General features: G+C 64.2%; 25 protein-coding genes. 14 read left to right on the top strand and 11 right to left on the bottom strand.

The features are described from left to right. Window positions 1-426 precede the first annotated feature (426 nt). The 4 genes from hcnA (at window position 427) to cfaB (ending at window position 4,644) form a co-directional block, all read left to right on the top strand. Window positions 427-732, top strand: a complete 306-nt coding sequence (gene hcnA / locus B4M43_RS11300) for a cyanide-forming glycine dehydrogenase subunit HcnA (RefSeq protein WP_296267034.1) — start codon at window positions 427-429, stop codon at window positions 730-732. After that, complete coding sequence (gene hcnB, locus B4M43_RS11295) at window positions 729-2,123, top strand: cyanide-forming glycine dehydrogenase subunit HcnB (protein ID WP_296267032.1); 1,395 nt, start codon at window positions 729-731, stop codon at window positions 2,121-2,123. The genes hcnA and hcnB overlap by 4 nt, the downstream gene beginning before the upstream one ends. 1 nt (window position 2,124) lies before the next feature. Continuing rightward, window positions 2,125-3,363, top strand: a complete 1,239-nt coding sequence (gene hcnC / locus B4M43_RS11290; protein WP_296267030.1) for a cyanide-forming glycine dehydrogenase subunit HcnC — start codon at window positions 2,125-2,127, stop codon at window positions 3,361-3,363. A 96-nt stretch (window positions 3,364-3,459) separates the two neighbouring features. Continuing rightward, window positions 3,460-4,644 (top strand): C17 cyclopropane fatty acid synthase CfaB, encoded by a 1,185-nt coding sequence (cfaB, locus tag B4M43_RS11285; protein WP_296267028.1) that lies wholly within the window; start codon window positions 3,460-3,462, stop codon window positions 4,642-4,644. Between the two features lie 2 nt (window positions 4,645-4,646). On the opposite strand, the gene cls is transcribed toward cfaB, so the two are convergent. After that, entirely contained in the window at window positions 4,647-6,086 is a 1,440-nt protein-coding gene (gene cls / locus B4M43_RS11280; RefSeq protein ID WP_296267026.1) for a cardiolipin synthase, read from the bottom strand. 127 nt (window positions 6,087-6,213) lie between these two features. Between cls and B4M43_RS11275 the strand changes: the two genes are divergently transcribed. Next, window positions 6,214-6,741 carry a DUF3617 domain-containing protein gene (locus B4M43_RS11275; RefSeq protein ID WP_296267024.1) on the top strand — a complete coding sequence of 176 codons (528 nt, stop codon included), beginning with the start codon at window positions 6,214-6,216 and terminating at the stop codon, window positions 6,739-6,741. Between the two features lies 1 nt (window position 6,742). Here B4M43_RS11275 and folE2 read toward each other — a convergent pair whose 3' ends face one another. Together folE2 and B4M43_RS11265 are read right to left on the bottom strand one after the other, a co-directional pair. Beyond that, a complete protein-coding gene (folE2, locus tag B4M43_RS11270) occupies window positions 6,743-7,633 on the bottom strand; it encodes a GTP cyclohydrolase FolE2 (RefSeq protein WP_296267023.1) in 891 nt (296 codons plus the stop codon). Window positions 7,634-7,658: 25 nt separating this feature from the next. Further along, window positions 7,659-8,039: a glutamine synthetase gene (locus tag B4M43_RS11265; RefSeq protein WP_296267021.1), complete on the bottom strand. Its 381-nt coding sequence runs from the start codon at window positions 8,037-8,039 to the stop codon at window positions 7,659-7,661. A 110-nt stretch (window positions 8,040-8,149) separates the two neighbouring features. On the opposite strand from B4M43_RS11265, the gene zigA reads away from it, so the two are divergent. Genes zigA through B4M43_RS11250 form a run of 3 tightly spaced genes read left to right on the top strand, consistent with a single transcriptional unit; the run spans window position 8,150 to window position 10,996 of the window. Beyond that, window positions 8,150-9,358 carry a zinc metallochaperone GTPase ZigA gene (gene zigA / locus B4M43_RS11260; RefSeq protein WP_296267019.1) on the top strand — a complete coding sequence of 403 codons (1,209 nt, stop codon included), beginning with the start codon at window positions 8,150-8,152 and terminating at the stop codon, window positions 9,356-9,358. After that, on the top strand, window positions 9,355-9,987 hold the full coding sequence (locus B4M43_RS11255) for a DUF1826 domain-containing protein (protein ID WP_296267017.1): 633 nt from the start codon (window positions 9,355-9,357) through the stop codon (window positions 9,985-9,987). The genes zigA and B4M43_RS11255 overlap by 4 nt, the downstream gene beginning before the upstream one ends. A 40-nt stretch (window positions 9,988-10,027) precedes the next feature. After that, window positions 10,028-10,996: a CobW family GTP-binding protein gene (locus B4M43_RS11250; RefSeq protein ID WP_296267015.1), complete on the top strand. Its 969-nt coding sequence runs from the start codon at window positions 10,028-10,030 to the stop codon at window positions 10,994-10,996. A 3-nt stretch (window positions 10,997-10,999) separates the two neighbouring features. Here the strand turns inward: B4M43_RS11250 and B4M43_RS11245 are convergent, their stop codons facing one another. Then, window positions 11,000-11,404 carry a DUF3301 domain-containing protein gene (locus B4M43_RS11245; protein WP_296267013.1) on the bottom strand — a complete coding sequence of 135 codons (405 nt, stop codon included), beginning with the start codon at window positions 11,402-11,404 and terminating at the stop codon, window positions 11,000-11,002. 114 nt (window positions 11,405-11,518) lie between these two features. On the opposite strand from B4M43_RS11245, the gene pdxY reads away from it, so the two are divergent. Then, window positions 11,519-12,391, top strand: coding sequence for a pyridoxal kinase PdxY (gene pdxY / locus B4M43_RS11240; protein WP_296267011.1), 873 nt, complete (start codon window positions 11,519-11,521; stop codon window positions 12,389-12,391). On the opposite strand, the gene B4M43_RS11235 is transcribed toward pdxY, so the two are convergent. Further along, window positions 12,388-12,873 carry an acyl-CoA thioesterase gene (locus B4M43_RS11235; protein WP_296267010.1) on the bottom strand — a complete coding sequence of 162 codons (486 nt, stop codon included), beginning with the start codon at window positions 12,871-12,873 and terminating at the stop codon, window positions 12,388-12,390. The two genes, pdxY and B4M43_RS11235, sit on opposite strands and share 4 nt — an antisense overlap. Before the next feature lie 309 nt (window positions 12,874-13,182). Here B4M43_RS11235 and B4M43_RS11230 point away from each other — a divergent pair, with 309 nt between their 5' ends. After that, the gene (locus tag B4M43_RS11230) at window positions 13,183-14,946 is read left to right on the top strand and encodes a cation:proton antiporter (RefSeq protein WP_296267008.1); all 1,764 of its coding nucleotides are present in this window, start codon (window positions 13,183-13,185) and stop codon (window positions 14,944-14,946) included. A 48-nt stretch (window positions 14,947-14,994) separates the two neighbouring features. Here B4M43_RS11230 and B4M43_RS11225 read toward each other — a convergent pair whose 3' ends face one another. The 3 genes from B4M43_RS11225 to uvrD all read right to left on the bottom strand — a co-directional run bounded on the left by B4M43_RS11225 (window position 14,995) and on the right by uvrD (window position 18,705). After that, a complete protein-coding gene (locus B4M43_RS11225) occupies window positions 14,995-15,402 on the bottom strand; it encodes an SMI1/KNR4 family protein (RefSeq protein WP_296267006.1) in 408 nt (135 codons plus the stop codon). A gap of 116 nt (window positions 15,403-15,518) precedes the next feature. Beyond that, window positions 15,519-16,367, bottom strand: a complete 849-nt coding sequence (locus B4M43_RS11220; RefSeq protein WP_296267004.1) for a Tim44 domain-containing protein — start codon at window positions 16,365-16,367, stop codon at window positions 15,519-15,521. A gap of 154 nt (window positions 16,368-16,521) precedes the next feature. Continuing rightward, window positions 16,522-18,705 carry a DNA helicase II gene (uvrD, locus tag B4M43_RS11215; protein WP_296267003.1) on the bottom strand — a complete coding sequence of 728 codons (2,184 nt, stop codon included), beginning with the start codon at window positions 18,703-18,705 and terminating at the stop codon, window positions 16,522-16,524. A gap of 214 nt (window positions 18,706-18,919) precedes the next feature. On the opposite strand from uvrD, the gene hexR reads away from it, so the two are divergent. Next, on the top strand, window positions 18,920-19,786 hold the full coding sequence (gene hexR / locus B4M43_RS11210; protein WP_296267000.1) for a transcriptional regulator HexR: 867 nt from the start codon (window positions 18,920-18,922) through the stop codon (window positions 19,784-19,786). A gap of 126 nt (window positions 19,787-19,912) precedes the next feature. After that, complete coding sequence (locus tag B4M43_RS11205) at window positions 19,913-20,128, top strand: PA3496 family putative envelope integrity protein (RefSeq protein WP_296266998.1); 216 nt, start codon at window positions 19,913-19,915, stop codon at window positions 20,126-20,128. Here the strand turns inward: B4M43_RS11205 and B4M43_RS11200 are convergent. Continuing rightward, on the bottom strand, window positions 20,073-21,032 hold the full coding sequence (locus B4M43_RS11200) for a LysR family transcriptional regulator (protein ID WP_296266996.1): 960 nt from the start codon (window positions 21,030-21,032) through the stop codon (window positions 20,073-20,075). The two genes, B4M43_RS11205 and B4M43_RS11200, sit on opposite strands and share 56 nt — an antisense overlap. A 188-nt stretch (window positions 21,033-21,220) precedes the next feature. Between B4M43_RS11200 and B4M43_RS11195 the strand changes: the two genes are divergently transcribed. Further along, entirely contained in the window at window positions 21,221-22,636 is a 1,416-nt protein-coding gene (locus tag B4M43_RS11195) for an acetyl-CoA carboxylase biotin carboxylase subunit (RefSeq protein ID WP_296266995.1), read from the top strand. 94 nt (window positions 22,637-22,730) lie between these two features. Continuing rightward, window positions 22,731-24,539: a sodium-extruding oxaloacetate decarboxylase subunit alpha gene (oadA, locus tag B4M43_RS11190; protein ID WP_296266993.1), complete on the top strand. Its 1,809-nt coding sequence runs from the start codon at window positions 22,731-22,733 to the stop codon at window positions 24,537-24,539. 487 nt (window positions 24,540-25,026) lie between these two features. Here the strand turns inward: oadA and B4M43_RS11185 are convergent, their stop codons facing one another. Beyond that, entirely contained in the window at window positions 25,027-25,848 is an 822-nt protein-coding gene (locus B4M43_RS11185; protein WP_296266991.1) for an amino acid ABC transporter permease, read from the bottom strand. Continuing rightward, entirely contained in the window at window positions 25,845-26,666 is an 822-nt protein-coding gene (locus B4M43_RS11180; protein WP_296266990.1) for an ABC transporter substrate-binding protein, read from the bottom strand. Before B4M43_RS11180 ends, B4M43_RS11185 begins: the two co-directional genes overlap by 4 nt. Window positions 26,667-26,719: the final 53 nt, after the last annotated feature.

Genomic DNA, 26,719 nt, shown 5'->3' with positions numbered 1-26,719 from the left:
ACTTGGAAAGTCTAGAGGTCGTAGCTACAAACCTAGATACATTGGGAGGAAAAGAGCAAAAAATTAAAAGAATTGATATCCAATGTGTATGCTCGACAGGTGCTAAGCGAGATCTAGATCCGATTAGTGGATTTGTTTACTCTAGGCGAGAATACGAATAATTTATTTCAGGCTGAAATATCCATATTGGACCGTTCTGCTTGGCCTTCGACTCAAGCGTTTTTGTACAGTGCTTAACACCATCACCTTCCAAGACAGTGATAAATAAATTGCTACGTGTCCATTTTCTATCGTAGATCGCCCTGCCAACGCTGCTACCATCGTTTCAATCCCTATCCACCCAACCCCCGCTCCAAGTCAATTTTTCCTACAGACACCTCCCGTACCCTGTCCCCCTTCATCGACACGGACAGCAGGCAACACTTCATGGACCGAACCCTAGACATCCAACCCCTCCCACCCGAACAAATCCCTCTCCACATCAACGGCACCCCCGTCACCGCCGCCCCTGGCGAAACCGTCCTCAGCGTCCTCAACGCCGTCGGCCTGCGCCAACTTGCGCGCAACGACCACGGGCAGGTCAGCGGTGCCTTCTGCGGCATGGGCGTCTGCCACTGCTGTCTGGTCGCCATCGACGGCCGCCCCAAGCGTCGCGCATGCCAGACCCTGGTGCGTGCCGGTATGCGCGTGGAGACCCAGGTCAATGCCGTCGTCGGGGAGGTGCGGTCATGAGCGTGCGTCCGGTGATCGTCGGCGGTGGGTCGGCGGGGATGGCGGCGGCCATCGAGTTGGCGGGGGAGGGGGTGGGGTGCGTGCTCATCGACGAAGCGTCGCGCCCGGGTGGCGTGGTGTACCGCGGGCCGCTGCGGGCCGGGGTCGATCTGGGGTATCTGGGTGCGCGCTACAGCAAAGCGTTGAGCGCGCTGCATGCGCAGTTCGCGGCCTGCGCCGAGTACGTCGACCTGCGGTTGAACAGCCGGGTGGTGGGCGGCGACGAGCACAGCCTGATGGTGCTCGACGAACACGAGCGCTTGCAGCCGGTGGCCTACGAACAGTTGGTGTTGGCTGCGGGCTGCCATGAGCGCAACGTGCCGTTTCCGGGCTGGACCTTGCCGGGGGTGATCCTGCTCGGTGGCTTGCAGTTGCAGATCAAGAGCAACGTGGTCAAGCCGCTGGGCAGCACCTTGATCGCCGGCACCGGGCCGTTGCTGCCGCTGGTGGCCTGCCAGCTGCATGCGGCCGGGGCGAAGGTGGCGGGGGTGTACGAGGCGTGCGCCTTCAACCGCATCGCGCGGGAAAGCCTGGCGCTGATGAACAAACCGCAACTGTTCCTCGATGGCTTGAGCATGCTGGCGTACCTGAAGCTAAACGGCATCCCCATGCACTACGGCTGGGGCGTGGTCGAGGCGCGGGGCGAGGGTGAGTTGAGCGAAGTGAGTGTGGCGCCCTACGACCAGGCCTGGAAAGCCGACCTTAGCCGCGTGCAGCGCGAGTCGGTGCAAACCCTGGCGGTGGGCTACGGCTTCATCCCGCGCACGCAGCTCAGCCAGCAGTTGGGCCTGGCCCATGGCTTCAGCGCCGACGGTTATCTGCGCGCCGAGTGCAACGTGTGGCAGCAGAGCAGCCTGCCGCACATCCATCTGGCCGGCGACATGGCCGGCATCCGTGGCGGTGAGGCGGCGATGCTCACCGGGCGCCTGGCGGCGGTGTCGATCCTGCAGCAGCGCGGTGTGCTCGACGCTGCGCAGGCCATCGAGCGGCGCGAGCGCTACCTGGGGCAACTGGCGGGCATCAAGCGCTTCCGCTCCGGGGTCGAGCGCTACACCGCACGCGGGCCGGCGCAGATCGAGCTGCCGCAGGCCGACACGGTGATCTGCCGCTGCGAGCAGGTCACCCGCAGTGCCATCGATCTTGCGCTGGAGCAGGGCGTGCAGGACATGGCCGGGCTGAAGATGCGTACCCGGGTGAGCATGGGCGACTGCCAGGGGAGGATGTGCGTGGGCTATTGCAGCGACCGCCTGCGCGCCGCCACCGGGCGCGCAGACGTGGGCTGGCTGCGGCCGCGCTTTCCGGTCGATCCGGTACCGTTTTCGGCATTCAAAGACCTGGGCACGGAGGCCTGACATGAACAAGACCTACGACATCGTGATCGCCGGCGCCGGGGTGATCGGCGCCTCGTGCGCCTACCAACTGTCCAAGCGCGGCAACCTGCGCATCGCCCTGATCGACGACAAGCGCCCGGGCAACGCCACCCGCGCCTCGGCCGGCGGGCTGTGGGCCATCGGCGAATCGGTGGGCCTGGGCTGCGGGGTGATCTTCTTCCGCATGCTCTCGTCCCAGGCCAAGCGCCAGGCCCAGGGTGCGGCGGTGGCGGTGGATTCGAGCACGCCGCATATCCTGCCGCCGTGCTTCTTCGACCTGGCGTTGCAGTCCAATGCCCTGTACCCGCAACTGCACCAGGAGCTGATCGAGCGCCACGGCATGGACTTCAAGTTCGAGCGCACGGGCCTCAAGTACGTGATCCAGGACGACGAAGACCAGCTCTACGCCGAACACATCGTCAAGCACATCCCGCACCTGCAAGACCAGATCCGCTGGCTCGACCGCAAGGCCCTGCGCGACAGCGAGCCTGCGGTCACCGAACAGGCCAAGGGCGCGCTGGAGTTTCTCTGCGACCATCAGCTCAGCCCGTTCCGCCTGGGCGATGCGTACATGGAAGCGGCGCGCCAGAACGGCGTCGACCTGTACCTCAACACCCGCGTCACCGATGTGCTGCACCACAACGGGCGCATCAAGGGCGTGCGCACCGAGCAGGCCGGGGACTTCCACTGCGACACCTTGATCAACGCCGCCGGCGCCTGGGCCGCCGAGCTCAGCGAGTGGGCCACCGGCACGTCCATTCCGGTCAAGCCGGTCAAGGGCCAGATCGTGCTCACCGAGCGCCTGCCCAAGCTGCTCGACGGCTGCATCACCACCAGCGATTGCTACATGGCGCAGAAGGACAACGGCGAGATCCTCATCGGCAGCACCACCGAAGAGAAGGGCTTCGACGTCACCACTACCTTCCCAGAGATCAGCAGCCTGGTGCAGGGTGCCATCCGCTGCGTGCCGGCGCTGGAGCAGGTCAACCTCAAGCGCACCTGGGCCGGCCTGCGACCCGGTTCGCCGGACGAGCTGCCGATCCTGGGGCCGGTGGACGACATGCCGGGCTACTACAACGCCTGTGGGCATTTCCGTACCGGCATGCTGACCTCGGCGATCACCGGAGTGATGCTGGACAAGGCCCTGCACGACGAAGCCTTGCCGCTGGACATCACACCGTTCCTGGCGCGGCGCTTCGCCAAGGTGGCCACCCCGGCCTGAGTGGGCATTCGGGAAAGTCCGCACCAATGGACTAATCTCACTCCCGGAGGCGTCCCCTTGGCAGGGGCGCCCGTTCATTCATGGGAGGGGAGATTCATGTTTGGGCAACTTCCACCTGCGCTGCAAAACCTGCACTTGCCGCTGCGACTGAAACTATGGGACGGCCACCTGTTCGATCTGGGCCCTGACCCCCAGGTCACTTTGCTGGTCAAGGAACCACAGCTCATCGGGCTGCTCACCCATCCCAACCTGGATACTCTGGGCGCCGCCTTCGTCGACGGCAAGCTGGAGCTGGAGGGCGATATCGGCGAAGCGGTACGGGTGTGCGACGAACTGAGCGAAGCCTTCCTGAAGGACGGCGACGAGCCGCTGCCGGTGCGTGCCGCCCACGACAAACAGACCGACGCGGCGTCCATCGCCTACCACTACGACGTCTCCAACGCCTTCTACCAGCTGTGGCTGGACCGCGACATGGTCTACTCCTGCGCGTACTTCCGCGAGCCGGACGACACGCTGGACGAAGCGCAGCAGCATAAGTTCGACCACCTGTGCCGCAAGCTGCGCCTGCAAGCGGGCGACTACCTGCTGGATGTCGGCTGCGGTTGGGGCGGCTTGGCGCGTTTCGCGGCGCGCGAATACGGCGCGCGGGTGTTCGGCATCACCCTGAGCAAGGCGCAGTTGGCGCTGGCGCGGGAACGGGTGGAGGAGGAGGGGTTGGCGGCCCAGGTCGAGCTGCAACTGCTCGACTACCGCGAGCTGCCCCAGGACGGCCGCTTCGACAAGGTGGTCAGCGTCGGCATGTTCGAGCACGTCGGCCACGCCAATCTGGCGCTGTACTGTAAAACCCTGTTCGGCGCGGTGCGTGATGGCGGCCTGGTGATGAACCATGGCATCACCGCCAAGTGCGTGGACGGCCGGCCGGTGGGCAAGGGCGCGGGCGCCTTCATCAACCGCTACGTGTTCCCCAACGGCGAGCTGCCGCACCTGTGCATGGTCAGCCAGGCCAGTGGCGAAGCGGGCTTGGAAGTGGTCGATGTGGAAAGCCTGCGCCTGCACTATGCGCGCACCCTGAGCCTGTGGAGCCAGAACCTGGAGAACCAGTTGCACCGCGCTGCGGCCTTGGTGCCCGAACAGACGCTACGGATCTGGCGCCTGTACCTGGCCGGCTGCGCCCACGCCTTCGCCCGGGGCTGGATCAACCTGCACCAGGTGCTGGCCGTGAAACCCTATGCCGATGGCCGCCACGACCTGCCCTGGACCCGTGAAGACCTGTACCGCTGAAGCTAGAGGATCGGAGAGATCAGCCGCGCGATGCGCATGCCCAACTGATCGAGGCGGTGCGTGTTGCGGCGCTCCTGCGGGCTGATCTCCTGGGAGTGTTCGAAATCCTCCAGCAGCATCTGCTCCACCTCGTCGGCGAAAGTGCGGTCGATGGTCAGCAGCATGATTTCGAAGTTCAGGCGGAAGGAGCGGTTGTCGAGGTTGGCGCTACCGACGGCGCTGATTTCGTCGTCGACCAGCACCACTTTCTGGTGCACGAAACCCGGTTGGTAGCGGAAGACGCGCACGCCGGCACGCACGGCTTCGAGGGCATACAGCGTGGTAGCGGCGTAGACGATACGGTGGTCGGGGCGCGCCGGGATCAGGATGCGCACGTCCACCCCGCGCAGTACCGCCAGGCGCAGCGCGGCGGAAATGCCCTCGTCGGGAATGAAGTAAGGGCTGGTGATCCATACCCGTTTGGTCGCCGAGTGGATGGCTTCCAGGAAGAACAGCGCGCAGGTTTCCTGGGAGTCGGCCGGGCCGCTGGCCAGAACCTGGCACAGCACGCCATCGTCCGGATAGCTGTCTTGCAGGATCAGCGGCGGCAGGCGGCGGGTGGCCCAGTACCAGTCTTCGGCGAACGACTCCTGCAAGCAGGCCAGCACCGGGCCGGTCACCTGTACGTGGGTGTCGCGCCACGGCGACAGCTTCGGGTTGCCGCCCAGGTACTCGTCGCCCACATTGTGCCCGCCGACGAAACCGACCTTGCCGTCGACCACGACGATCTTGCGGTGGTTGCGGAAGTTGACCTGGAAGCGGTTGAACCAGCCGCGGCGGGTGGCGAAGGAAGCGACTTCCACACCGCCGTCGCGCAGGGTCTGGTCGTAGCGGCCGGGCAGGGCGTGGCTGCCGACCTGGTCGTAGAGCACGAAAATGCGCACGCCTTCGGCCGCTTTCTTCAGCAGCAGTTGCTGCAGTTCCTTGCCGATGATGTCGTTGTGGATGATGAAGAACTGCACCAGCACCGTGTCGCGGGCGCTCTCGATGGCCTCGAAAATGGCTTCAAAGGTGGCCTTGCCGTTCACCAGCAGCGCGATCTGGTTGTTGGCCAGGCAGGGCATGCGGCTGAGGCGCGGCATGGCACGCAGGGCGCGGTAGCTGTCCGACTCGCGCGCCGCCAGTGCCTCTTCCACCCAAGGCCGCCAGTCGAGGTCGGCCATGGCAGCGTGCAGCTCCTGGTTGGCCTGGCGCCGTGCCTTGACGTAGGCCGGGAACGAGCGCGCACCGAAGATCAGGTAGGGGATAAGCGTGAAGTAGGGAATGAACAGCAACGACATGGCCCAGGCGATCGCGCCTTGGGCGGTGCGTACGGTAAACAAGGCGTGCAGCGCGGCGGCGGTGCCGCAGACGTGGACGAAGCCGAGTAGATAGCCGAAGAAGTAGGGGCTGTGGTAATCCATGTAGGGCCTGCGATCCGTGGGCAATGATCTACAGACCACGAACCCGGGACGGCGTGCAACCCGCGCGGCGAAACGGCGTCTAAGCCTGGGTCCGGCTTGGGGCCGGTACCTTCAAGGAGCATCCACCATGAACATGCGTCTGCCACTGCTTGCCCTGGCCTTGGGCCTTTCCTCACCTGCGTTGCAGGCCCAGATGCTGCAGCCAGGCCTGTGGGAGCTGACCACCAGCGACATGCAGGTCGACGGCAAACAGCTGCCCGACATGGACTTCATGCTCGGCCAGCTGAAGAACCTGCCACCCGAACAACGGGCGATGATGGAAGGCATGCTGGCCAAGCAGGGCGTCACGATCGCCGGCAAGGGCGTGCGCTCGTGCCTGACCCAGCAACAGGTCAACACCAACGACATCCCGTTGCAAGACCCGCAGTCCGGCTGCACACAGAAGATCACCGAGCGTCAGGGCAACGTCTGGAAATTCCAATTCACCTGCCCGCGCGCGCAAGGCACGGGCACGGCGACCTTCCTCAGCGACCGTGAATTCGTCACCCAGGTGAGCGGTACGTTCAACGCATCGGGCGTGCAGCAGAAAGGCAGCATGAACACTCGCGCCACGTGGCAGGGCAGCGACTGCGGCAACATCCGCCCACGTACCTGACCTACCAACGCCACTGGCTCTCCGCCACCGCATCGTGGGCATGCAGGCTTTCTGCATGTTCCACGCGCAGGTGAAACGCTTGCAGCGTTCGTTCACCTGACAGTGCTTTATGCAGCCGGCGCGCTGCGTCTTCACAAAACATCGGATTCTGCCCGTTGGCCAAGGCGAAGGCCTGTTCGTCCGCGCGTTTCACGGCGGTCTGCACGGCCGTGCCCAATGCCCGTTCCAGGGTATCGATCAGCCGCACCGTCGGTAGTGATACGGCCGCTTCGGTCATTCGAACCTTGATAATCGCCCGGCTGCGCTGGCTGTGGGGCGTGGCGACGATGCCTTCGCTGTTGCCCAGCCAGTCCACGATGGCGGAATGGGACAAGTGATCGCTGGTCCCGAACCGGGCAACGAAGCGATCTTGGATCAGTTGCCGGGACAAGGCTGCCGAGCAAGGGCAGGTCGAGGAATAGGCGATTTCCACGGTGTGTTCCACGTGGAACATTCCATCGACGAGGCGCGCATCGATCTCGACGGGATAGTGTTTCCAGCCCGCCAAGGGGCTGATGAGGGCGGGACGCTTGAGCATGAGTTCGAAACGCAGCCGTACATAGGCGGCTTTTGACAAGCCTTCATGGCTGTGCAGAAAGGTCTGCAAAAGCCTGCGCAGAATTTCAGGTGTGAGTTCGGCGTTTTCCAACGCTTCCAGGGCCAAGTACAGGCGAGACATGTGGATGCCGCGCGCCTGGGCATCGTCAAGGCTGACGCCAGCATCGGCGGTGGCGTTCAAGCGTTGGTCGTGGAACTGGATTGGCAAAGCGATTCCATACATACCTACCCAACTCAGTGTTGTGGCGGAAAATGCGGTTTGGGCGGCAACGTCAGGGAGCACAAGGCTGGTCATAAAAACACCTGCTACGAAAAGGAAATCAACGGCAGCCGCCGATCAAGCTGCAATGCAGATTGAAACGTTGCCCAGTGGAGCTGGAAACCCGGCTGCTGGACGTCCAACCGACGCGCCGGCTGTAGCCCACCCAGGCTTCGCCGTCGGAGGCCAGGCCGGTGAAAAAGGTTAAGGGGCCGTGGCGCTCGTTGGTTTGCGACCACAAGCGTCTGCCCACTGCGTCGTAGCCGCGCAAGTACAGCGTGGTGCCGACGCTGCGCACGCTGTAATAGTTGCCGCGGCCATCCTTGCAGGCCACCAGCGTGGCGGAACGAGTGCATAGCGGCAGATCGGCGTGGGGCAAGGCGTGGGCCAACGGGCACAGCGAGAGCAACAGCAGCGGCACGAGCAAGGGACGCAGAAGCATGTCGGCACCAAAGGTTCTATCGGACAGAAACGGCTTTGCGCTATTGTATTGTTATATTATAACGTATTACAAACGCATCGTTCGAATGCGCCTGTCGATGAGGCCCACGCATGTCCAACCGTCTACCCGTCACCGTACTGTCCGGCTTTCTCGGCGCCGGCAAAAGCACGTTGCTCACCCATGTACTGCGCAATCGCGAGCAACTGCGCGTGGCCGTGATCGTCAACGACATGAGTGAAATCAACATCGACGCCAGCGACGTGCAGCGCAACGTCAGCCTCAACCGCGCCGAAGAGAAGCTGGTGGAGATGAGCAACGGCTGCATCTGCTGCACCTTGCGCGAAGACCTGCTCGAAGAGGTGGCGCGCCTGGCCCAGGAGGGACGCTTCGATTACCTGCTGATCGAATCCACCGGCATCTCCGAGCCGTTGCCGGTGGCCGAGACCTTCACCTTTCGCGACGAACAGGGCCGTAGCCTGTCGGACCTCGCCCGGCTCGACACCATGGTCACCGTGGTCGATGCGCTCAACTTCATGGCCGACTACCAAGGCGCCGAGGCCCTGGCCAGCCGTGGCGAGACCCTGGGCGAAGACGACGAACGCTCCATCAGCGACCTGCTGATCGAGCAGGTGGAGTTCGCCGACGTGATCCTGTTGAGCAAGATCGACTTGGTCAGCCAGCACGAGCGCGAAGAACTCACCGCCATCGTGCAGCGCCTCAACCCGCGCGCGCAGGTGCTGCCCATGGTCATGGGCCAGGTGCCGCTGGCGCGGATACTCGACACCGGGCTGTTCGACTTCGAGCAGGCCTCGCAGGCGCCGGGTTGGCTGCAAGAGCTGCGCGGCGAACATGTGCCCGAGACCGAGGCCTACGGCATCGCCGCCACCACTTGGCAGGCCCGCCGCCCCTTCCACCCGCAGCGCTTCTACGACTTCATCCACCAGCCGTGGCACAACGGTCGGCTGCTGCGCTCCAAAGGTTTCTTCTGGCTGGCCAGCAAGTACCAGGAAGCCGGCAGCTGGTCGCAGGCCGGCGGCATGATGCGCCATGGTCTGGCCGGACGCTGGTGGCGTTTCGTGCCGCGCGCGCAATGGCCGCAAGACCGCGACGAGGCCGCCGAGATCTTCAAGCACTGGACGCCCGACGTGGGCGATTGCCGTCAGGAGCTGGTGTTCATCGGCCAGGGCATCGACTTCGAACGGTTATCCACCGACCTGGAGGCCTGCCTGTTGAGCGAAAGCGAAATGGCGGCCGGCCCCATGGCCTGGCTGCGCCTGGACGATCCTTTCGGGCCCTGGACCGAGGAGGCGGCCGCATGATCGCCCAAGCGCGTTACCGCGACGTCTACCAAGTGTTCGACCGCTCGCCGCAGGTGCTGACCGAGATTTTGCGCGACGAGGTCAACCTGGCGGTCTGGCAGCGCCAGTTGCCGCCCCAGGTGGAAGACTTCGCCGCCTTGGTGATCGGCTTGGAGCGACCCCTATTCGACGAGCGCGTCATCGAGGTCGACGAGCAGCGTACGCCGGTGCTGTCGGGGCTGCTTGCAGGCGCTGCCGATGTGCATGGCTACGAAGCCTTCGTCGCCGACGTCACCTGGTTGGTGGAAGCCTACACCTGCCTGCTCGGGGCGCGGCGGGTGGGGGTGCGCTTGAAGGTGCTGGAAGGTGCCATGTGTCCGCGCCTCCATGTCGACCATGTTCCCTTGCGATTGCTGAGCACCTATGTGGGTGCGGGCAGCGAATGGTTGCCGGAGGGGTGCCTGGACCGTACGCGTTTGCAGGCCTCCCCAGCCCCTGTGGATAAGATTCAGAGGCTGTGTACAGGCGATGTAGCCATCCTCAAAGGCGAAAAATTCCAGGGAAATGAAGGGCATGGAATTATCCACAGATCGCCCGATACCTCTGTGGGCGAACGCCGTTTGCTGCTAAGTCTTGACTGGCTGGCATGATCCGCCATAGTTGGGGATAACTTTATCCACGGCTGCGACCATGCTCCAGAACATTCCTACCCATCTCATCGCCGGCCCTTTGGGCGCCGGCAAGACCAGCGTGCTGCGCTGCCTGTTGGCGCAGCGTCCGGCGCAGGAGCGTTGGGCGGTGTTGATCAACGAGTTTGGCCAAGTGGGGCTGGACGCCGCCTTGCTCAGCCGCGACGAGCCAGGGCTGCAAATCGCGGAAGTGGCGGGCGGATGCCTGTGCTGTGTCAACGGTGTGCCGTTCCAGGTCGGTTTGGGGCGGCTTTTAAGGCGCATCAAGCCACACCGGCTGTTCATCGAGCCCTCCGGCCTTGGCCATCCCCTGCAATTGCTGGAGCAGCTGCGCCAGGCGCCTTGGCGCGGCGTGCTGGCGGTTCAGCCGATGGTCATGGTGCTGGATGCGCAGGCATTGGCACGGGACGAACCCTTGCCAGAGGTCCATGCGCAGGCGCTGGGCGAAGCCGGTTTACTAGTTATCAACAAGTCGGACGCTGTGGGTGATTCGCAGCGGCTGTTGATAACTGCTGAGCTGCCTGAGATAGAGAGGTTGTGGACAAATCATGGGGAGATGGTTTTCCACAACCTGCCTTTTGCGGAATCGATTCATTCTGCTGCGAATTCGGCATTCGATGCGGCTGTGGATAATGCTCCGGGTAGGGGCACGCTGTGGAGAGATATCCACAACCCTATCGTGCAGACTTCCGCAGGCGAGGGCGGTTGGAGCATAGGCTGGCGTTGGCACCCGAGCCGGCAGTTTTCCAGCGAACGTATTCGGGCCATGCTCGAACGACAGCCTTGGAAACGCGCCAAGGGGGTTATCCACAGCGAGGCTGGATGGACATCCTGCAACGGCTTGGCGCCCGACCCTGTCAATTGGCAGACCAGCCACTGGCGCAACGACACCCGCCTCGAGCTGATTTTCGATCAGCCCCAAGATGCCGAATGTCTGACCCGGGCCTTCACCGTCTGCCTGCTACCGTAACCCTCAGGGCTGCCAGCGGTCGTGCTGGCGACGCCACTGCTGCATCTCCACGACGTTGTCGGCTTTGGGCACGCTGCTGGGCGGCGTTTGGGTATCGAAGGGGTAGGGCGCCAGCTCGATCTGCATCGTGTGGGCACCGAACTGCGTGACCACCCCCGGATGGCGTTGCTCGCCGGTCACGGTGAATTCGAAGTTGTAGATGCGCGCCAGGCGTTTTCTGCCCTTGGCGTCGCGGGCGAAACCGATGCGCTTGAGCGCCACGGCATCGTCGAGCAGTTCCAGGTCGAGCTTGGCGCAATGCTGCTTGACCCGTTCCAGCGCTTTTTCCCGCAGCCCGTGGTTGTGCCAGATCCACGCGCCGGCGCTGGCCAGCAGCATCAGGACGAAAAGGTTTTCCAGGGTCAACATGGGCTCGGCTCCAAACGGGACGGCGCAGCTTAACTGCGTCGCCGGCCTGTCGTACAGGTGGTCTTGGGGTTCATACTGCGCGGCGCGAATCCTCACCGTTTTGGAAATCCCTGCATGAAACGTACACCGCATCTGCTCGCCATCCAGTCCCACGTCGTGTTCGGCCACGCTGGCAACAGCGCGGCGGTGTTCCCGATGCAGCGCCTGGGGGTGAACGTCTGGCCGCTCAACACCGTGCAGTTCTCCAACCACACGCAGTATGGCCAGTGGGCCGGGGAAGTGCTGGCGCCGGCGCAGATTCCGGCGCTTGTGGAAGGCATCAGCGCCATCGGCGAGCTGGGCGAATGCGATGCCGTGCTGTCGGGCTACCTGGGCAGCGCCGAGCAGGGCCGGGCAATCCTGGCCGGGGTCGAGCGCATCAAGGCCAGCAACCCCAAGGCGCTGTACCTGTGCGACCCGGTGATGGGCCATGCGGAGAAGGGCTGCAGTGTGCCGGCGGCGGTCAGCGACTTCCTGCTGGAGCATGCCTTGGCCAAGGCCGACATCCTGTGCCCCAACCAACTGGAACTGGACACTTTCTGCGGCCGCCGTGCGCAATCCCTGGAAGACTGCGTCGGCATGGCCCGCAGCCTGCTGGCGCGCGGCCCCCAGGTGGTGCTGGTCAAGCACCTGGCCTATCCAGGGCGCGCCGCCGATGCCTTCGAGATGCTGCTGGTGACCGCCGAGCACACCTGGCACCTGCGCCGGCCGCTGTTGGCCTTCCCGCGCCAGCCGGTGGGCGTGGGCGACTTGACCTCGGGCCTGTTCCTGGCCCGCGTGCTGCTCGGCGACTCTTGGGTGCAGGCCTTCGAGTTCGCCGCTTCGGCCGTGCACGAAGTGCTCTTGGAAACCCAGGCCTGCGCCAGCTACGAGCTGCAACTGGTGCGCGCCCAGGACCGCATCGCCCACCCGCGGGTGCGCTTCGAGGCCACGCCGCTGGCGGTTTAAACGCCGTCGGTTTTCAGGTCTTTGTAGCGCTGCTCCAGTTCCTGGCGGATCTGTCGGCGCTGCTGGCCTTGCAGGAAACGCCGCTTGCTTTCGCTGTCCTGGGGCTGGCGGGGCGGCACCGGCACCGGGCGGCGCTGGTCGTCGACCGCGACCATGGTGAAGAAGCAGCTGTTGGAATGGCGCACCGAGCGCTGGCGGATGTTCTCGGTCACCACCTTGATCCCCACTTCCATGGACGTGTTGCCGGTGTAGTTGACCGAGGCCAGGAAGGTCACCAGCTCACCGACGTGCACCGGCTCGCGGAAGATCACCTGGTCCACCGACAAGGTCACCACATAGCTGCCGGCATAGCGGCTGGCGCAGGCGTAGGCCACTTCGTCGAGATACTTGAGCAGCGTGCCGCCGTGGACGTTGCCGGAGAAGTTGGCCATGTCCGGTGTCATCAGGACAGTCATCGTCAACTGGGCGTTTCCAGGTTCCATAAGCGGCTCTTGAGGGGGTTGCGTGGATCGGGGCGGTGTAGTCGAAGGCACAGGCTTCCCCTTCATCGTGTGGATTCTGATACCGGACGCTGGGCGTCACGGGCGCGTCACGCCCGGCCTTTCAAAGGCCCTGGGCAAGCGATCTGTTTCGGCATATTGCACCGGCCGTTCGCGGCAGGGTGCGATGTTACCCTGACTGCGCCCATGCAACATGGGCTTACCATTCCCAGAACACTTTGTACTCGGCATCGCCCATGGCCTGGGCAGCGCTGGGACCGGTTTCGTGCATCGAACAAGGAGAACCACGCCATGCATGCCATCAGCTTCATCCAGGATCTGGCGGTGATCATGCTGGTCGCCGGGGTAGTGACGATCCTGTTCCACCGGCTCAAGCAACCGGTGGTGCTCGGCTACATCGTCGCCGGCTTCATCATCGGACCGCACACCCCGCCCTTCGGCCTGATCCACGACGAAGACACCATCAAGATCCTGGCCGAACTGGGGGTGATCTTCCTGATGTTCTGCTTAGGGCTCGAGTTCAGCCTGCGCAAGCTGTTCAGGGTGGGCGCCACGGCGTTCATCGCAGCGTTTCTGGAAATCGTCCTGATGATCTGGATCGGTTTCGAGATCGGCCGCTGGTTCGGCTGGAGCACCATGGATTCGCTGTTCCTCGGCGCCATCCTGGCGATCTCTTCGACCACCATCATCGTCAAGGCGCTCAACGACCTGAAGATGAAGAACGAGCGCTTCGCGCAACTGATCTTCGGTGTGCTGATCGTCGAAGACATTCTCGGCATCGGCATCATCGCCTTGCTGTCGGGCATCGCCGTCAGCGGCACGGTCAGCTCGGGCGAGGTGTTCTCCACGGTCGGCAAGCTGTCGCTGTTCATGGTCGTGGCGCTGGTCATCGGCATCCTGCTGGTGCCGCGCCTGCTGGCCTACGTGGCCAAGTTCGAAAGCAACGAAATGCTGCTGATCACCGTGCTGGGCCTGTGCTTCGGCTTCTGCCTGCTGGTGGTCAAACTCGAATACAGCATGGTGCTGGGCGCCTTCCTGATCGGCGCGATCATGGCCGAGTCGCGCCAGCTGCTGAAGATCGAACGGCTGATCGAGCCGGTGCGCGACCTGTTCAGCGCGATCTTCTTCGTCGCCATCGGCCTGATGATCGACCCGCAAGTGCTGGTCGACTACGCCTGGCCCATCGTGGTCATCACCTGTGCGGTGGTGCTCGGCAAGATGCTGTCGTGCGGCATGGGCGCGTTCATCGCCGGCAACGATGGCCGCACCTCGCTGCGGGTGGGCATGGGCCTGTCTCAGATCGGCGAGTTTTCCTTCATCATCGCGGCGCTGGGGATGACACTCCAAGTGACCAGCGACTTCCTCTACCCGGTGGCCGTAGCGGTATCGGCCATCACCACCTTGCTCACGCCGTACCTGATCCGCGCCGCCGACCCGTTGTCGCTGAAGCTGGGCAGGGCGATGCCCAAACGTCTCGGCCGGGTGCTGTCGCTGTATGGCGAGTGGCTGCGCAGCATCCAGCCGCAGGGCGAGGGCGCGATGTTGGCGGCGATGATCCGGCGCATCCTGTTGCAGGTGGGGGTGAACCTGGCGTTGGTGATCGCCATCTTCTTCAGCGGCGGCTACTTCGCCAACCGCCTGGGCCTGTGGCTTAGCCAGTGGGTGAGCGATGTCGGGCAGCAGAAGGGGCTGATCTGGGGCGCGGCGCTGCTGCTGTCGCTGCCGTTCCTGATCGCCGCGTACCGCAAGCTCAAGGCGCTGTCGATGCTGCTGGCGGAAATGGGCGTCACGCCCGACATGGCGGGGCGGCATACCCAGCGGGTGCGGCGGGTCGTCGCCGAGGTCATTCCGCTGCTGTCGTTGCTGGTGATCTTCTTCCTGCTCTCGGCGCTGTCGGCCAGCATTCTGCCGACCAGCGAGCTGCTGCTGATCATCGCAGTGGTGGCGGCCGTGGTGGTGGCGGTGCTGTGGCGCTGGTTCATCCGCGTGCACACGCGCATGCAGATCGCCTTGCTGGAGACGCTGGAGAACAACCGCGACCAGTCCCACTCCTGAGAGGCACGAAGGCCCCGTGATACGGGGCCTTCTTCATGCTGCCGGGTATCAGCTTTCCAGCCAGACGTCCCGCGCCCAGTGCCAGACCGACTCCCAGCTCTCTTCGAGGACCAGTTCCTCTTCGCCGCTCCACAGCACCACGGTGCCGTCTTCTTCCACGCAGTAGTAGTCGTCCCCGTCCTGGCACAGCGGGATGAGCTCACGCGGCACGCCGATATCCCAGGCATTGGAGGCCACGTCGGGCAGGTAGGTGTGCGACTGCGGGTCGGTGACGGTGACCGGCTCCAGGGAGCCATAGACCACGTCGCTGACGTGCAGCAGGAATTCCTTGAACACGAAAGGAATGTTGATGAACAGTTGTTCTTCGATTTCGACCAGCTGGTCTTCGTCGGGAAGCTCCAGGGGCACGGGCACGGGCTCGTTGGCTTCACGGAGCTGTTCGATCACTTCTTCCACGGTTTACATCCTCTAACCTGGTTGGCAATGCAGCGGGTTATACCCTAGTCACCCGCTGGGCTTAAAGCAAAAAACCCCCGGGAGCGACCCGGGGGTTTTGTGTGGAGCGCTCTGGATCAGCCGTTCTGGCGGATACCGGCGAGCAGCCAAGGCTGGTTTTCGCCCTGTGCGCGCTGCATGTGCCAGCTTTCGCTGAACGCCTCGCCCTGCTCGAAGCGCGAGGTCTTGGCCACGCCACGGAAGGTCAGGGTGGCGATGGTCATGTCGGCACGGTCGTCGACACCGTCGAGCTGCACGTCGAGGTCGTCGATGTAGGTCGACTTGAAGCCCTCGGCTTCGCTGGCGCGTTCACGCTTGAGCGACTCGAGCAGTTGCGGGGTGACGAACTCGGCGATCTTGTCCATCTCGTTGCCGTCCCAATGCTGCTGCAAGGTCTGGAAATGCGAGCGGGCAGCGGCCAGGAAGCTGGCTTCGTTGAACCAGGCCGGGGCGTTGATCGTCGGCGCCGGGGCGGCGCTGCCACCACCGAAGGTAGGCTGCTGTACGGGCTGGTGCGCTTCGCGCTGGTACGGCGCGTGGCCGGCAGGGGCCATGTCGGCCTGCTGCTTGCGGCGGCGGGCGGCGATGAAGCGGAACACCAGGAAGGCGATCAGGCCCATGATCAGGATGTCGAACAGCTGCATGCCCTGGAAGCCATCACCCATGAACATGGAAGCCAGCAGGCCGCCGGCGGCGATACCGGCCAGAGGGCCGAGCCAGCGCGAAGCGCCGCTGGCCGCCGCAGGGGCGCGGCCTGGTGCGGTGGCTGCGGCACCTGGAGCAGGCGAGGCAGGGGCTGCCTGGCGAGTCTGGTGCATGGGCGCGGCGCCTGAGCTCTTGCCGCCGCCGAACCGCTTGGCGTTGGCATCGACGCTCAGCGTCAGGCCAAGGCACAGGGCCAAGGCGATGCTAAGAAAACGTTGCATAAGTGGGATTTCCCGTCTTGTGGATTGCACGCGCGAATGGTGCACAGGTTGCTAGACCGCTGACCAGCGCCGGAGTGTTACGAGCTTTTGCCTAAATCTATGAAAGGCCAATCTGACAGGGGCGTAGGAAAACTCCTCAGCCCCCGTCATCCGATCAGACCGGCTCGAGTTTGGCGTAGCCCAACATCAGCCATTTGCTGCCTTCGTCGAAGTTGACCTGCACCCGCGCCTGGGCACCGGAACCCTCGAAGTTGAGGATGACGCCCTCGCCGAACACCGAGTGCTGCACGCGCTGACCCAGGGTGAAGGCGGTCTGCGGAATGCTGGCGTTGGCGAACAGGCTGCTGGCCGGCGTGGCGGTGGCACCGAAAGGGCGGCTGACCGAATTCGACAGACGCACTTCCTGCACCAGCCCAGGCGGAATTTCGCGTACGAAGCGCGACACCTTGTTGTAGGTTTCGCTGCCATACAACCGGCGGGTCTCGGCGTAGGTCATCACCAGCTGGCGCATGGCCCGGGTGATGCCCACATAGGCCAGGCGGCGTTCCTCTTCCAGGCGCCCCGGCTCTTCCAGGCTCATCTTGTGCGGGAACAGGCCTTCTTCCAGGCCCACCAGGAACACATGGGGGAATTCCAGGCCCTTGGCGCTGTGCAGGGTCATCAGCTGCACGCTGTCTTCGTGCTCTTCGGCCTGGGCGTCGCCGGCCTCCAGCGACGCGTGGCCGAGGAAGGCCGACAGCTCGGTGAGTTCGGCGTCTTCGGCGCTGGGCACGAAGTTGCGCGCCGCGCTGACCAGTTCCTCGAGGTTTTCCACCCGTGCCTGGCCCTTTTCGCCTTTCTCTTCCTGGTGATAGACGATCAGCCCGGACTGCTCGATGACCGTTTGCGTCATCAGGTACAGCGGCATGTCGGCCACTTTCGCCGCCAGTTGCTCGAGCAGCTCGATGAAGGCGCCCAGGGCGCCGGCCGCGCGGCCCTTGAGGCCCTTGCCGGCGAGCAGTTGGCACATGGCCTCCCACATCGACACCTGGCTGTGGCGGGCGTGTTCGCGGATGGCCTCGACGGTCTTCTCGCCGATGCCGCGCGGCGGCACGTTGATCACCCGCTCCAGCGCCGCATCGTTGCCACGGCCTTCGAGCAGGCGCAGGTAGGCCATGGCGTTCTTGATCTCGGCGCGCTCGAAGAAGCGCTGGCCGCCGTAGATGCGGTAGGGGATGCGCTCGCGCAGCAGCGCCTCTTCGAGCACCCGCGACTGGGCGTTGGAGCGGTAGAGGATGGCGATGTCGTTGCGCTTGCTGCCCTGCTTGATGATGCTCTCGATGGTCTCGACCACGTAGCGCGCTTCGTCGTGCTCGTTGTAGGCGGCGTACAGGGTCAGCGGCTCGCCTTCGCCCATGTCGGTCCACAGCTCTTTGCCCAGACGCCCGCTGTTGTTGACGATCAGGGCGTTGGCGGCTTTGAGGATGCCGCCGGTGGAGCGGTAGTTCTGCTCCAGGCGGATCAGCTCGGCGTCGGGGAAGTCGGCGGTGTACTGGTGGATGTTCTCGATCTTGGCGCCGCGCCAGCCGTAGATCGACTGGTCGTCGTCGCCCACCGCCATGAGGCTGTCGCCGCCCTTGGCCAGCAGGCGCAGCCAGGCGTACTGCACGGCGTTGGTGTCCTGGAACTCGTCCACCAGCAGGTGACGGAAGCGCCGCTGGTAGTGCTGCAGCAGGCTGGGGTTGTCGCGCCACAGGTCGAGGGCGCGCAGCAGCAGCTCGGCGAAGTCGATGACCCCGGCGCGCTCGCAGGCCAGCTCGTAGGCGGTGTAGACCTCGCGCATGGTGGCCAGGAACAGGTCGCCGCCGGCCTGGATGTGTTGCGGGCGCAGGCCTTCGTCCTTCTGCCCGTTGATGAACCACTGCGCCTGGCGCGCGGGCCATTTCTGCTCTTCCAGGCCCAGTTCGCGCATCACCCGCTTGACCAGGCGTTGCTGGTCGTCGCTGTCGAGGATCTGGAAGTTCTGCGCCAGGCGCGCTTCCTGCCAGTGCGCGCGCAGCAGGCGGTGGGCCAGGCCGTGGAAGGTGCCGACCCACATGCCGGCCGGGTTGATACCCATCAGCTGTTCGATCCGCTGGCGCATTTCGGCGGCGGCCTTGTTGGTGAAGGTCACCGACAGGATCGAATGCGGCGAGGCGTGCTCGACCTGGATCAACCAGGCGATGCGATGCACCAGCACGCGGGTTTTCCCGGAGCCGGCGCCGGCCAGCACCAATTGCCGCCCGACCTTGGCCGCTACGGCCTGGCGCTGGGCGTCGTTGAGGGAGTTGAGAAGCAGAGAGAGGTCGTCGTTAGGCATCCGGCCATTCTAGGGCCGGGGCAGGGGCGGGGCAAACGCCCGGAGGCGAATTATTCGCGGTAGGAGGCAGCCGTTGATCGCCTTGAGGTCGGCGGGCGCAGGCCGCAGGGCCTGGACAAAGTGCCAGGTGGGTTTAACTGGGCGCTTCGGCAGGCATGTAGTATAACTACAAGAAAGCTACATTCTGCCTGTCGATCCTTTGCGAGTCCCGCCCGTGAATCTGCTGCAACACATCACCCAATCGCGCCATCTGCTGCGTAAATCCGAGCTCAAGGTCGCCGACCACGTGCTGCTGGACCCCGCCGCCGTCATGCACAGCTCGATGGCCGACCTGGCGCACAACGTCGGTATCAGCGAGCCGACCATCGTGCGTTTCTGTCGGGCGATTGGTTGCACCGGGTTCCAGGACCTCAAGCTCAAGCTGGCGCAAAGCCTGGCGGCGGGCGCCAGCTTCGGGCAGTTCGCGATCCATGAAGACGATTCGGTCGCCGACTACAGCCTGAAGATCTTCGACACCACCCTGCATACTCTCATGGAAGTGCGCGAGCACCTGGACCCGGAAGCGCTGGAGCGGGCCGTGCAGGCCATGGCCCAGGCCCAGCGCGTGGAGTTCTACGGTTTCGGCGCGTCCGGCGCGGTGGCGGCCGATGCCCAGCACAAGTTCTTCCGCTTGCTGCTCAGTGCTGCGGCCTATTCCGACCCGCACATGCAGGCGATGTCGGCGGTCACCCTCAAACCCGGCGACGTCGCGGTGTGCATTTCCCAGTCCGGCCGCTCCAAGGATCTGCTGATCACCGCCAACCTGGTGCGCGAAACCGGCGCCAACCTGATCACCCTGTGTCCGAGCCAGACGCCGCTGGCCGAGCTGTCGACGGTCAACCTGGCCATCGATGTGCACGAAGACACCGAAATCTACACCCCGCTGACCTCGCGCATCGCCCACCTGGTGGTCATCGACGTGCTGGCCATGGGCGTGGCCATGGCCCGCGGGCCGAGCCTGGTCAACCACCTCAAGAGCGTCAAGCGCAGCTTGCGCAGCCTGCGGCTGTCGCCTAAGTCGATCAAAACGGTCGAAGATTGAGCCGACGCGGCTCGTCGCAAAAATCCGCTTAAACGGCGCATTTCACGATTCTGTCACCGGTCTGGCATCAAACCGTCAAGGCCCTGCGCCAGGCTGAGCTCCCGCATCCATTCTGGGAGACAGGCCATGGTTCGTGAACAAGACGGTTCGTACCCACCCAACGCCAAGTCGCGCAAGCAGCAAGAGCGCGACCAGCGCCGCATGGAATACCGCCGTGCCATCGAAAGCTACTGCGACCAGCGCCAACTGCTGCACGACATCGCCTACTTCCCCGACGCGCCCGAGATCAGCCCCTGGCAGGTGACGGCGGCGTCCCCGAGAAGCGTTCGACAATCCCACTGATCAGCGCCCGCTCGCCGCGGATGAACGCTGCGAAGGCCAGGGCCACCGGCGACTGGCGCTTGGCCTTGGACTGCACCACGCACCAACTGCGGTACAGCGGCAACTCCTCCACCGCCAGCTCCGTAAGCAGGCCCCGCGCCAGCTCCAGGCTCACCGCATGCCGCGTCAGCAGGGCGATGCCCAACCCCGCCACCACGCACTCGCGCTGCGCTTCGCCGGAGGCCACCTCCAGCGTGTCGGTGAAGTGCACGCGCTTTTCCTTGAAGTACTCCTCGCAGGCCTTGCGCGTGCCCGAACCTTGCTCGCGCACCAGCAGGGTGTAGGGCTCCAGGTCCTGCAAGCGCAGCGTTTCACGTTGGCTCAACGGATGGTCGTTAGGCGCCACGGCGACGATCGGGTTGTTCAGGAAGGGCAGGAAATCCAGGCCCATGTCCTGGGGCACCATCGACATGATCAGCAGGTCGTCGCGGTTGTCCGACAGGCGCCGGATGGCCTGTGCGCGATTGACCACCGTCAGCGTCAGGTTCACCTCCGGGTGGCGCTGCTTGAAGGCGGCGAACACGTGCGGCACGAAGTACTTGGCGCTGGATTCGATCGCCAGCTTCAACTGGCCCTGCAGCGAACCCTGCATGTCCGACAGTTGCATGTCGAAGCTTTCCAGGCGGCCGAAGATGTCGCGGCTGGCGCGTTGCAGGGCTTCGGCCGCCTCCGTGAGGTAGAGCTTCTTGCCGACGTACTCGAACAGCGGCTGCCCGACCAGCTCTTCGAGCTGGCGAATCTGCAAGCTGACGGCGGGTTGGGTCAGCGACATTTCTTCGGCGGCGCGGCTATAAGAGCGCAGGTCGCACACCTCATTGAAAATCTGCAATTGACGCAACGTCATACGCATCAATGACTTACGCATTTTATACAAGCCCGGGGCCATGAATTGTGCAGCGACTATAAGCTTTGCCTAATGCATGGCCTAACAAATATTGATTTTTGTTTATCGTCCCACAGCGCTACGTTGCAGACGCGACCGGCTGAAACATCCGGTCACGCGTCGAGCGCCTAGGCGGCTCGTTACGTTCCACGGCTTTGGGAAGACTCCAAGTGATAAAAAAAATCCTGATCGCCAACCGGGGTGAAATTGCGGTCCGCATCGTGCGGGCCTGTGCCGAGATGGGTATCCGCTCGGTAGCGATCTATTCCGATGCCGACCGCCACGCCTTGCACGTCAAGCGTGCCGACGAGGCCTATGGCATCGGCGCCGAGCCTCTGGCCGGTTACCTGAACCCGCGCAAGCTGGTGAACCTGGCGGTGGAGACCGGCTGCGACGCGCTGCACCCGGGTTACGGCTTCCTCTCGGAAAACGCGGAGCTCGCGGAAATCTGCGCCGAGCGCGGCATCAAGTTCATCGGCCCTGCCGCCGAGGTCATTCGCCGCATGGGCGACAAGACCGAAGCGCGCCGCGCCATGATCGCCGCCGGGGTGCCGGTCACCCCTGGCACCGAAGGCAACGTGGCGGACATCCACGAGGCCCTGAGCGAAGGCGAGCGCATCGGCTACCCGGTGATGCTCAAGGCCACCTCCGGCGGCGGCGGGCGCGGCATCCGCCGCTGCAACAGCCGCGAAGAGCTGGAGCAGAACTTCCCCCGGGTGATTTCCGAAGCCACCAAGGCCTTCGGCTCGGCCGAAGTGTTCCTGGAAAAGTGCATCGTCAACCCCAAGCACATCGAGGCGCAGATCCTCGGCGACAGCTTCGGCAACGTGGTGCACCTGTTCGAGCGCGACTGCTCGATCCAGCGCCGCAACCAGAAGCTCATCGAGATCGCCCCCAGCCCGCAGCTGACCCCGGAGCAGCGCGCCTACATCGGCGACCTGTCGGTGCGCGCGGCCAAGGCGGTGAACTACGAGAACGCCGGCACCGTGGAGTTCCTGCTCGCCGATGGCGAGGTGTATTTCATGGAGATGAACACCCGGGTGCAGGTCGAGCACACCATCACCGAAGAAATCACCGGCATCGACATCGTCCGCGAGCAGATCCGCATCGCCTCGGGCCTGCCGCTGTCGGTCAAGCAGGAAGACATCGTCCACCGCGGCTTCGCCTTGCAGTTCCGCATCAACGCCGAAGACCCGAAGAACAACTTCCTGCCCAGTTTCGGCAAGATCACCCGCTACTATGCCCCCGGCGGGCCGGGCGTGCGCACCGACACGGCGATCTACACCGGCTACACCATCCCACCGTTCTACGACTCCATGTGCCTGAAACTGGTGGTCTGGGCGCTGACCTGGGAAGAAGCCATGGACCGCGGCCTGCGCGCCCTGGACGACATGCGCGTGCAAGGGGTCAAGACCACCGCCGCGTACTACCAGGAAATCCTGCGCAACCCGGAATTCCGTAGCGGCCAGTTCAACACCAGCTTCGTCGAAGCCCACCCCGAACTGACCAACTACTCGATCAAGCGCAAACCCGAAGAGTTGGCCCTGGCCATCGCCGCCGCCATCGCCGCCCACGCAGGCCTATGAGATTCGAGCGGCATGCGCCTGGCCGCAGGTCGAAGCCGGTCCGCGTCGACCGGCCGCTCGCAGCCAAAGAGCCTGCCGCTCAAAGGAGATAAGAATGTCCAAGAAGATCCACGTAACCGACACCATCCTGCGCGACGCCCACCAGTCGCTGCTGGCCACGCGCATGCGCACCGAAGACATGCTGCCGATCTGCGACAAGCTCGACAAAGTCGGCTACTGGTCGCTGGAAGTCTGGGGCGGCGCCACCTTCGACGCCTGCGTGCGCTTCCTCAAGGAAGACCCGTGGGAGCGCCTGCGCAAGCTGCGCGCCGCGCTGCCCAACACGCGCCTGCAGATGCTCCTGCGCGGGCAGAACCTGCTCGGCTATCGTCACTACAGTGACGATGTGGTCAAAGCCTTCGTGGCCAAGGCGGCGGTCAACGGCATCGACGTGTTCCGCATCTTCGACGCCATGAACGACGTGCGTAACCTGCGCGTGGCCATCGAGGCGGTGAAGGCTTCCGGCAAGCATGCGCAAGGCACCATCGCCTACACCGTCAGCCCCGTGCACACCATCGAGGCCTTCGTCACCCAGGCCAAGCAGATGGAAGCCATGGGCTGCGATTCGATCGCGATCAAGGACATGGCCGGCCTGCTCACCCCCTACGCCACCGGCGAGTTGGTCAAGGCGCTGAAGGCCGAGCAGTCGCTGCCGGTGTTCATCCATTCGCACGACACCGCGGGCCTGGCCGCCATGTGCCAGCTCAAGGCCGTGGAAAACGGCGCCGACCACATCGACACTGCCATCTCCAGCTTCGCCTGGGGCACCAGCCATCCCGGCACCGAGTCGATGGTCGCGGCGCTCAAGGGCAGCGAATACGACACCGGCCTGGACCTGGAGCTGTTGCAGGAAATCGGCCTGTACTTCTACGCCGTGCGTAAGAAGTACCACCAGTACGAAAGCGAATTCACCGCCGTGGACACCCGCGTGCAGGTCAACCAGGTGCCCGGCGGGATGATTTCCAACCTGGCCAACCAGCTCAAGGAGCAGGGCGCATTGAGCCGCATGGGCGAAGTGCTGGCCGAGATCCCACGGGTGCGCGAAGACCTGGGCTTCCCGCCGCTGGTGACCCCAACCTCGCAGATCGTCGGCACGCAGGCGTTCTTCAACGTGTTGGCCGGCGAGCGCTACAAGACCATCACCAACGAAGTGAAGCTGTACCTGCAAGGCGGCTACGGCAAAGCGCCGGGCGTGGTCAGCGAAAGCCTGCGGCGCCAGGCCATCGGCAGCGAAGAGGTGATCGACGTGCGCCCGGCCGACCTGCTCAAGCCGGAGATGGCCAAGCTGCGCGGCGACATCGGCGCCTTGGCGCACTCGGAAGAAGACGTGCTGACCTTCGCCATGTTCCCCGACATCGGGCGCAAGTTCCTCGAAGAGCGCGAAGCCGGCACCCTCACGCCCGAAGTGCTGCTGCCGATCCCGGAAGCCGGCGCCGTGGCCGCGCCAGGCGGCGAGGGCGTGCCGACCGAGTTCGTCATCGACGTGCACGGCGAGACCTACCGCGTCGACATCACCGGCGTCGGCGTGAAGGCCGAGGGCAAGCGCCACTTCTACCTGTCCATCGATGGCATGCCCGAAGAAGTGGTGTTCGAGCCGCTCAACGAGTTCGTCGGCGGCGGCGGCAGCAAGCGCAAGCAGGCCAGCGCCCCAGGCCACGTCAGCACCAGCATGCCGGGCAACATCGTCGACGTGCTGGTCAAGGAAGGCGACACGGTCAAGGCCGGCCAGGCGGTGTTGATCACCGAGGCCATGAAGATGGAAACCGAAGTCCAGGCGCCGATCGCGGGCAAGGTCGTGGCCATCCATGTGGCCAAGGGCGATCGGGTGACGCCGGGGGAGATTCTGGTGGAGGTGGAAGGCTGATAGCGGCCTGCACTAAAGGTCATGAAGGGAAAGCGCAGGCTGGTGCCGGTCAGTTGAAACCGTATTGATGCTTTGTTTCTGGTCAAGCCTCCAGCAGATGCTTTTCGCTGAAGCGCTTGGCCGCATCAAGCGGCTGATCGTTAAGAAATGGCGACCCCCATCCAGAATTTGAGTTTCTACCCCTCGTTGACGCGCCAAGCCGGTCGCTTAACGAACGCGTAACCTTCAAGAGCTTGCTTACCCTGTGGGAGCGGCTTGAGCCGCGATGGCCTGCACCGCAGGCCCAAGCCAGCCACCGCGGTCTGTCAGGGAAGCGTGTCGCCTGGATTGGGCCGGCTTTGCCGGCCATCGCGGCTCAAGCCGCTCCCACAGGTTTGCGTATTCTTCGGAAATTCTCGTCCCTTGTTAGGGACGATCTCAATCGCGTGGTGAAGCGGTCTAGTCGTATCCGGTGAGGTTCAGTCGGGCTCGCTCGCTCGACAAGCGCCTAGCGCTGATACCCCTTGCCGAAATGCCGCTCCAGCCTTGCCTGCACCAACTCCAACGCAATCGACAACAGCCAGTAGATCACCGCCGCGGTAGTCAGCATTTCCAGGTAGCGGTAGCTGGAGCGGCCGTAGGATTGGGCCAGGAACATCACTTCCCACACGCCCATCACCGACACCAGCGACGAGTCCTTGAGCATGGAAATGAACTGGTTGGCCGTGGGCGGAATGATGGTGCGCATGGCCTGCGGCAGGGTGACGTGCCAGAAGATCGTGCCGGGGCGCATGCCCAAGGCCAGGGCGGCCTGGCGCTGACCCTGCGCGACGCCGATGATGCCGGCGCGGAAGATCTCGCTGAGGTAGGCGCCGTAGTTCAGCGACAGGGCGATGATGCCGGCGCTGATCGCGCCCGGCACCAGGCCGATCTGCGGCAGGCCCAGGTAGATCAGCAGGATCTGGATCAGCAGCGGCGTGCCGCGGAAGAACGAGGTGTAGAAGCTGGCGACGCCCAGCAGCACCGCGCTGCGCGACAAGCGCGCCAGCGCCGCGGCGAAGCCCAGGGCCACCGACACCCCGATCGAGCACAGGCACAGGAACAGCGTCAGCGCCGCGCCTTGCAGGAAGCCATTGGGGCCGAGCTTGAAGCCCGCCAGGTTGGGAAACTTCTCGACGATGATCGCGAACTGCAGGTCGAAGCTGAGGAAGAACCCCACGAACACCGCCAGCAAGGCCAGCCAGGTCAGGTACAGGCGCGTGCGGAAGCCGAACAGGCGCGGGCCTGGCGTGTTCGCGCCAGGCCCCGATTGAGGTCGATGGCTACTCATTTACTGATGTCGGCACCGATCCACTTCTGCGACAGGCGCGCCAAGGTACCGTCGGCCTTGAGCTCGGCGAACACCGCACGCACCTTCGCGTCCCACTCGGGGTCGCCCTTTTCGATGGCCACCGAGTTGGGCTCTTCGTACAGCGGCGCGCCGGCCAGCTTGAAGCGTTTGTCCTGGTTCAGGCGCGGCTGGGCGGTGACCAGGTTGGTGAGGATGGCGTCCAGGCGCACGCCGGCACCCAGGCCCAGGTCCTGGAAGGCCACGTTGTCGGTGTCGTAGGGGGCGATCTGCACCATGTCGAAGGGGTAATCGATCTTCTTGTCTTCGGCGCCTTCGATCACCAGGTTCTTGTTCAGGTAGCTTTCATAGCTCGACGCGCTGGTCAGGCCGACCTTCAAGCCATTGAGGTCCTTGGCCGAGTGGATGCGCTCGTCCTTGGCGTTGACCACGATCACGGCAGGCGAGGCGTAGTACTGCACCGGGAAGTCGAACACCTGCGCGCGCGCCTTGCTCGGCGTCATCGAGCAGATGCAGATATCGTAGCGGCCGCTCCAGCGCCCGGCGGCGATCACGTCCCAGGAAGGCGTTTCCAGGCGCAGCTTGACGCCCAGCTTGTCGGCCACGGCTTTGGCCACGTCCACGTCGAAACCGTCCAACTGGTTCTGCGCGTTGAGGAAGGAAAACGGCGGATAGCTCTCCATCAGCACGTTGACCAGCTCCTTGCGCGATTCCACCCGCTCCAGCGTTTCGCCCGCGTGGGCTTGGGTCACGACGCTCAAGGCCAGCAGGCCTGCACTCAGAAGGGCGGGAAAACGCATGGATATACCTGAAATAGTTTTAAAAAATTCGAATGGCGATATTTAATAGTTAT

The sequence above is a fragment of the Pseudomonas sp. UBA6562 genome (genome assembly GCF_002434265.1).
Lineage (GTDB): Bacteria > Pseudomonadota > Gammaproteobacteria > Pseudomonadales > Pseudomonadaceae > Aquipseudomonas.
Note: the sequence above shows the minus strand (reverse complement) of the source record. Positions and strands in the feature narration are given on the sequence as shown.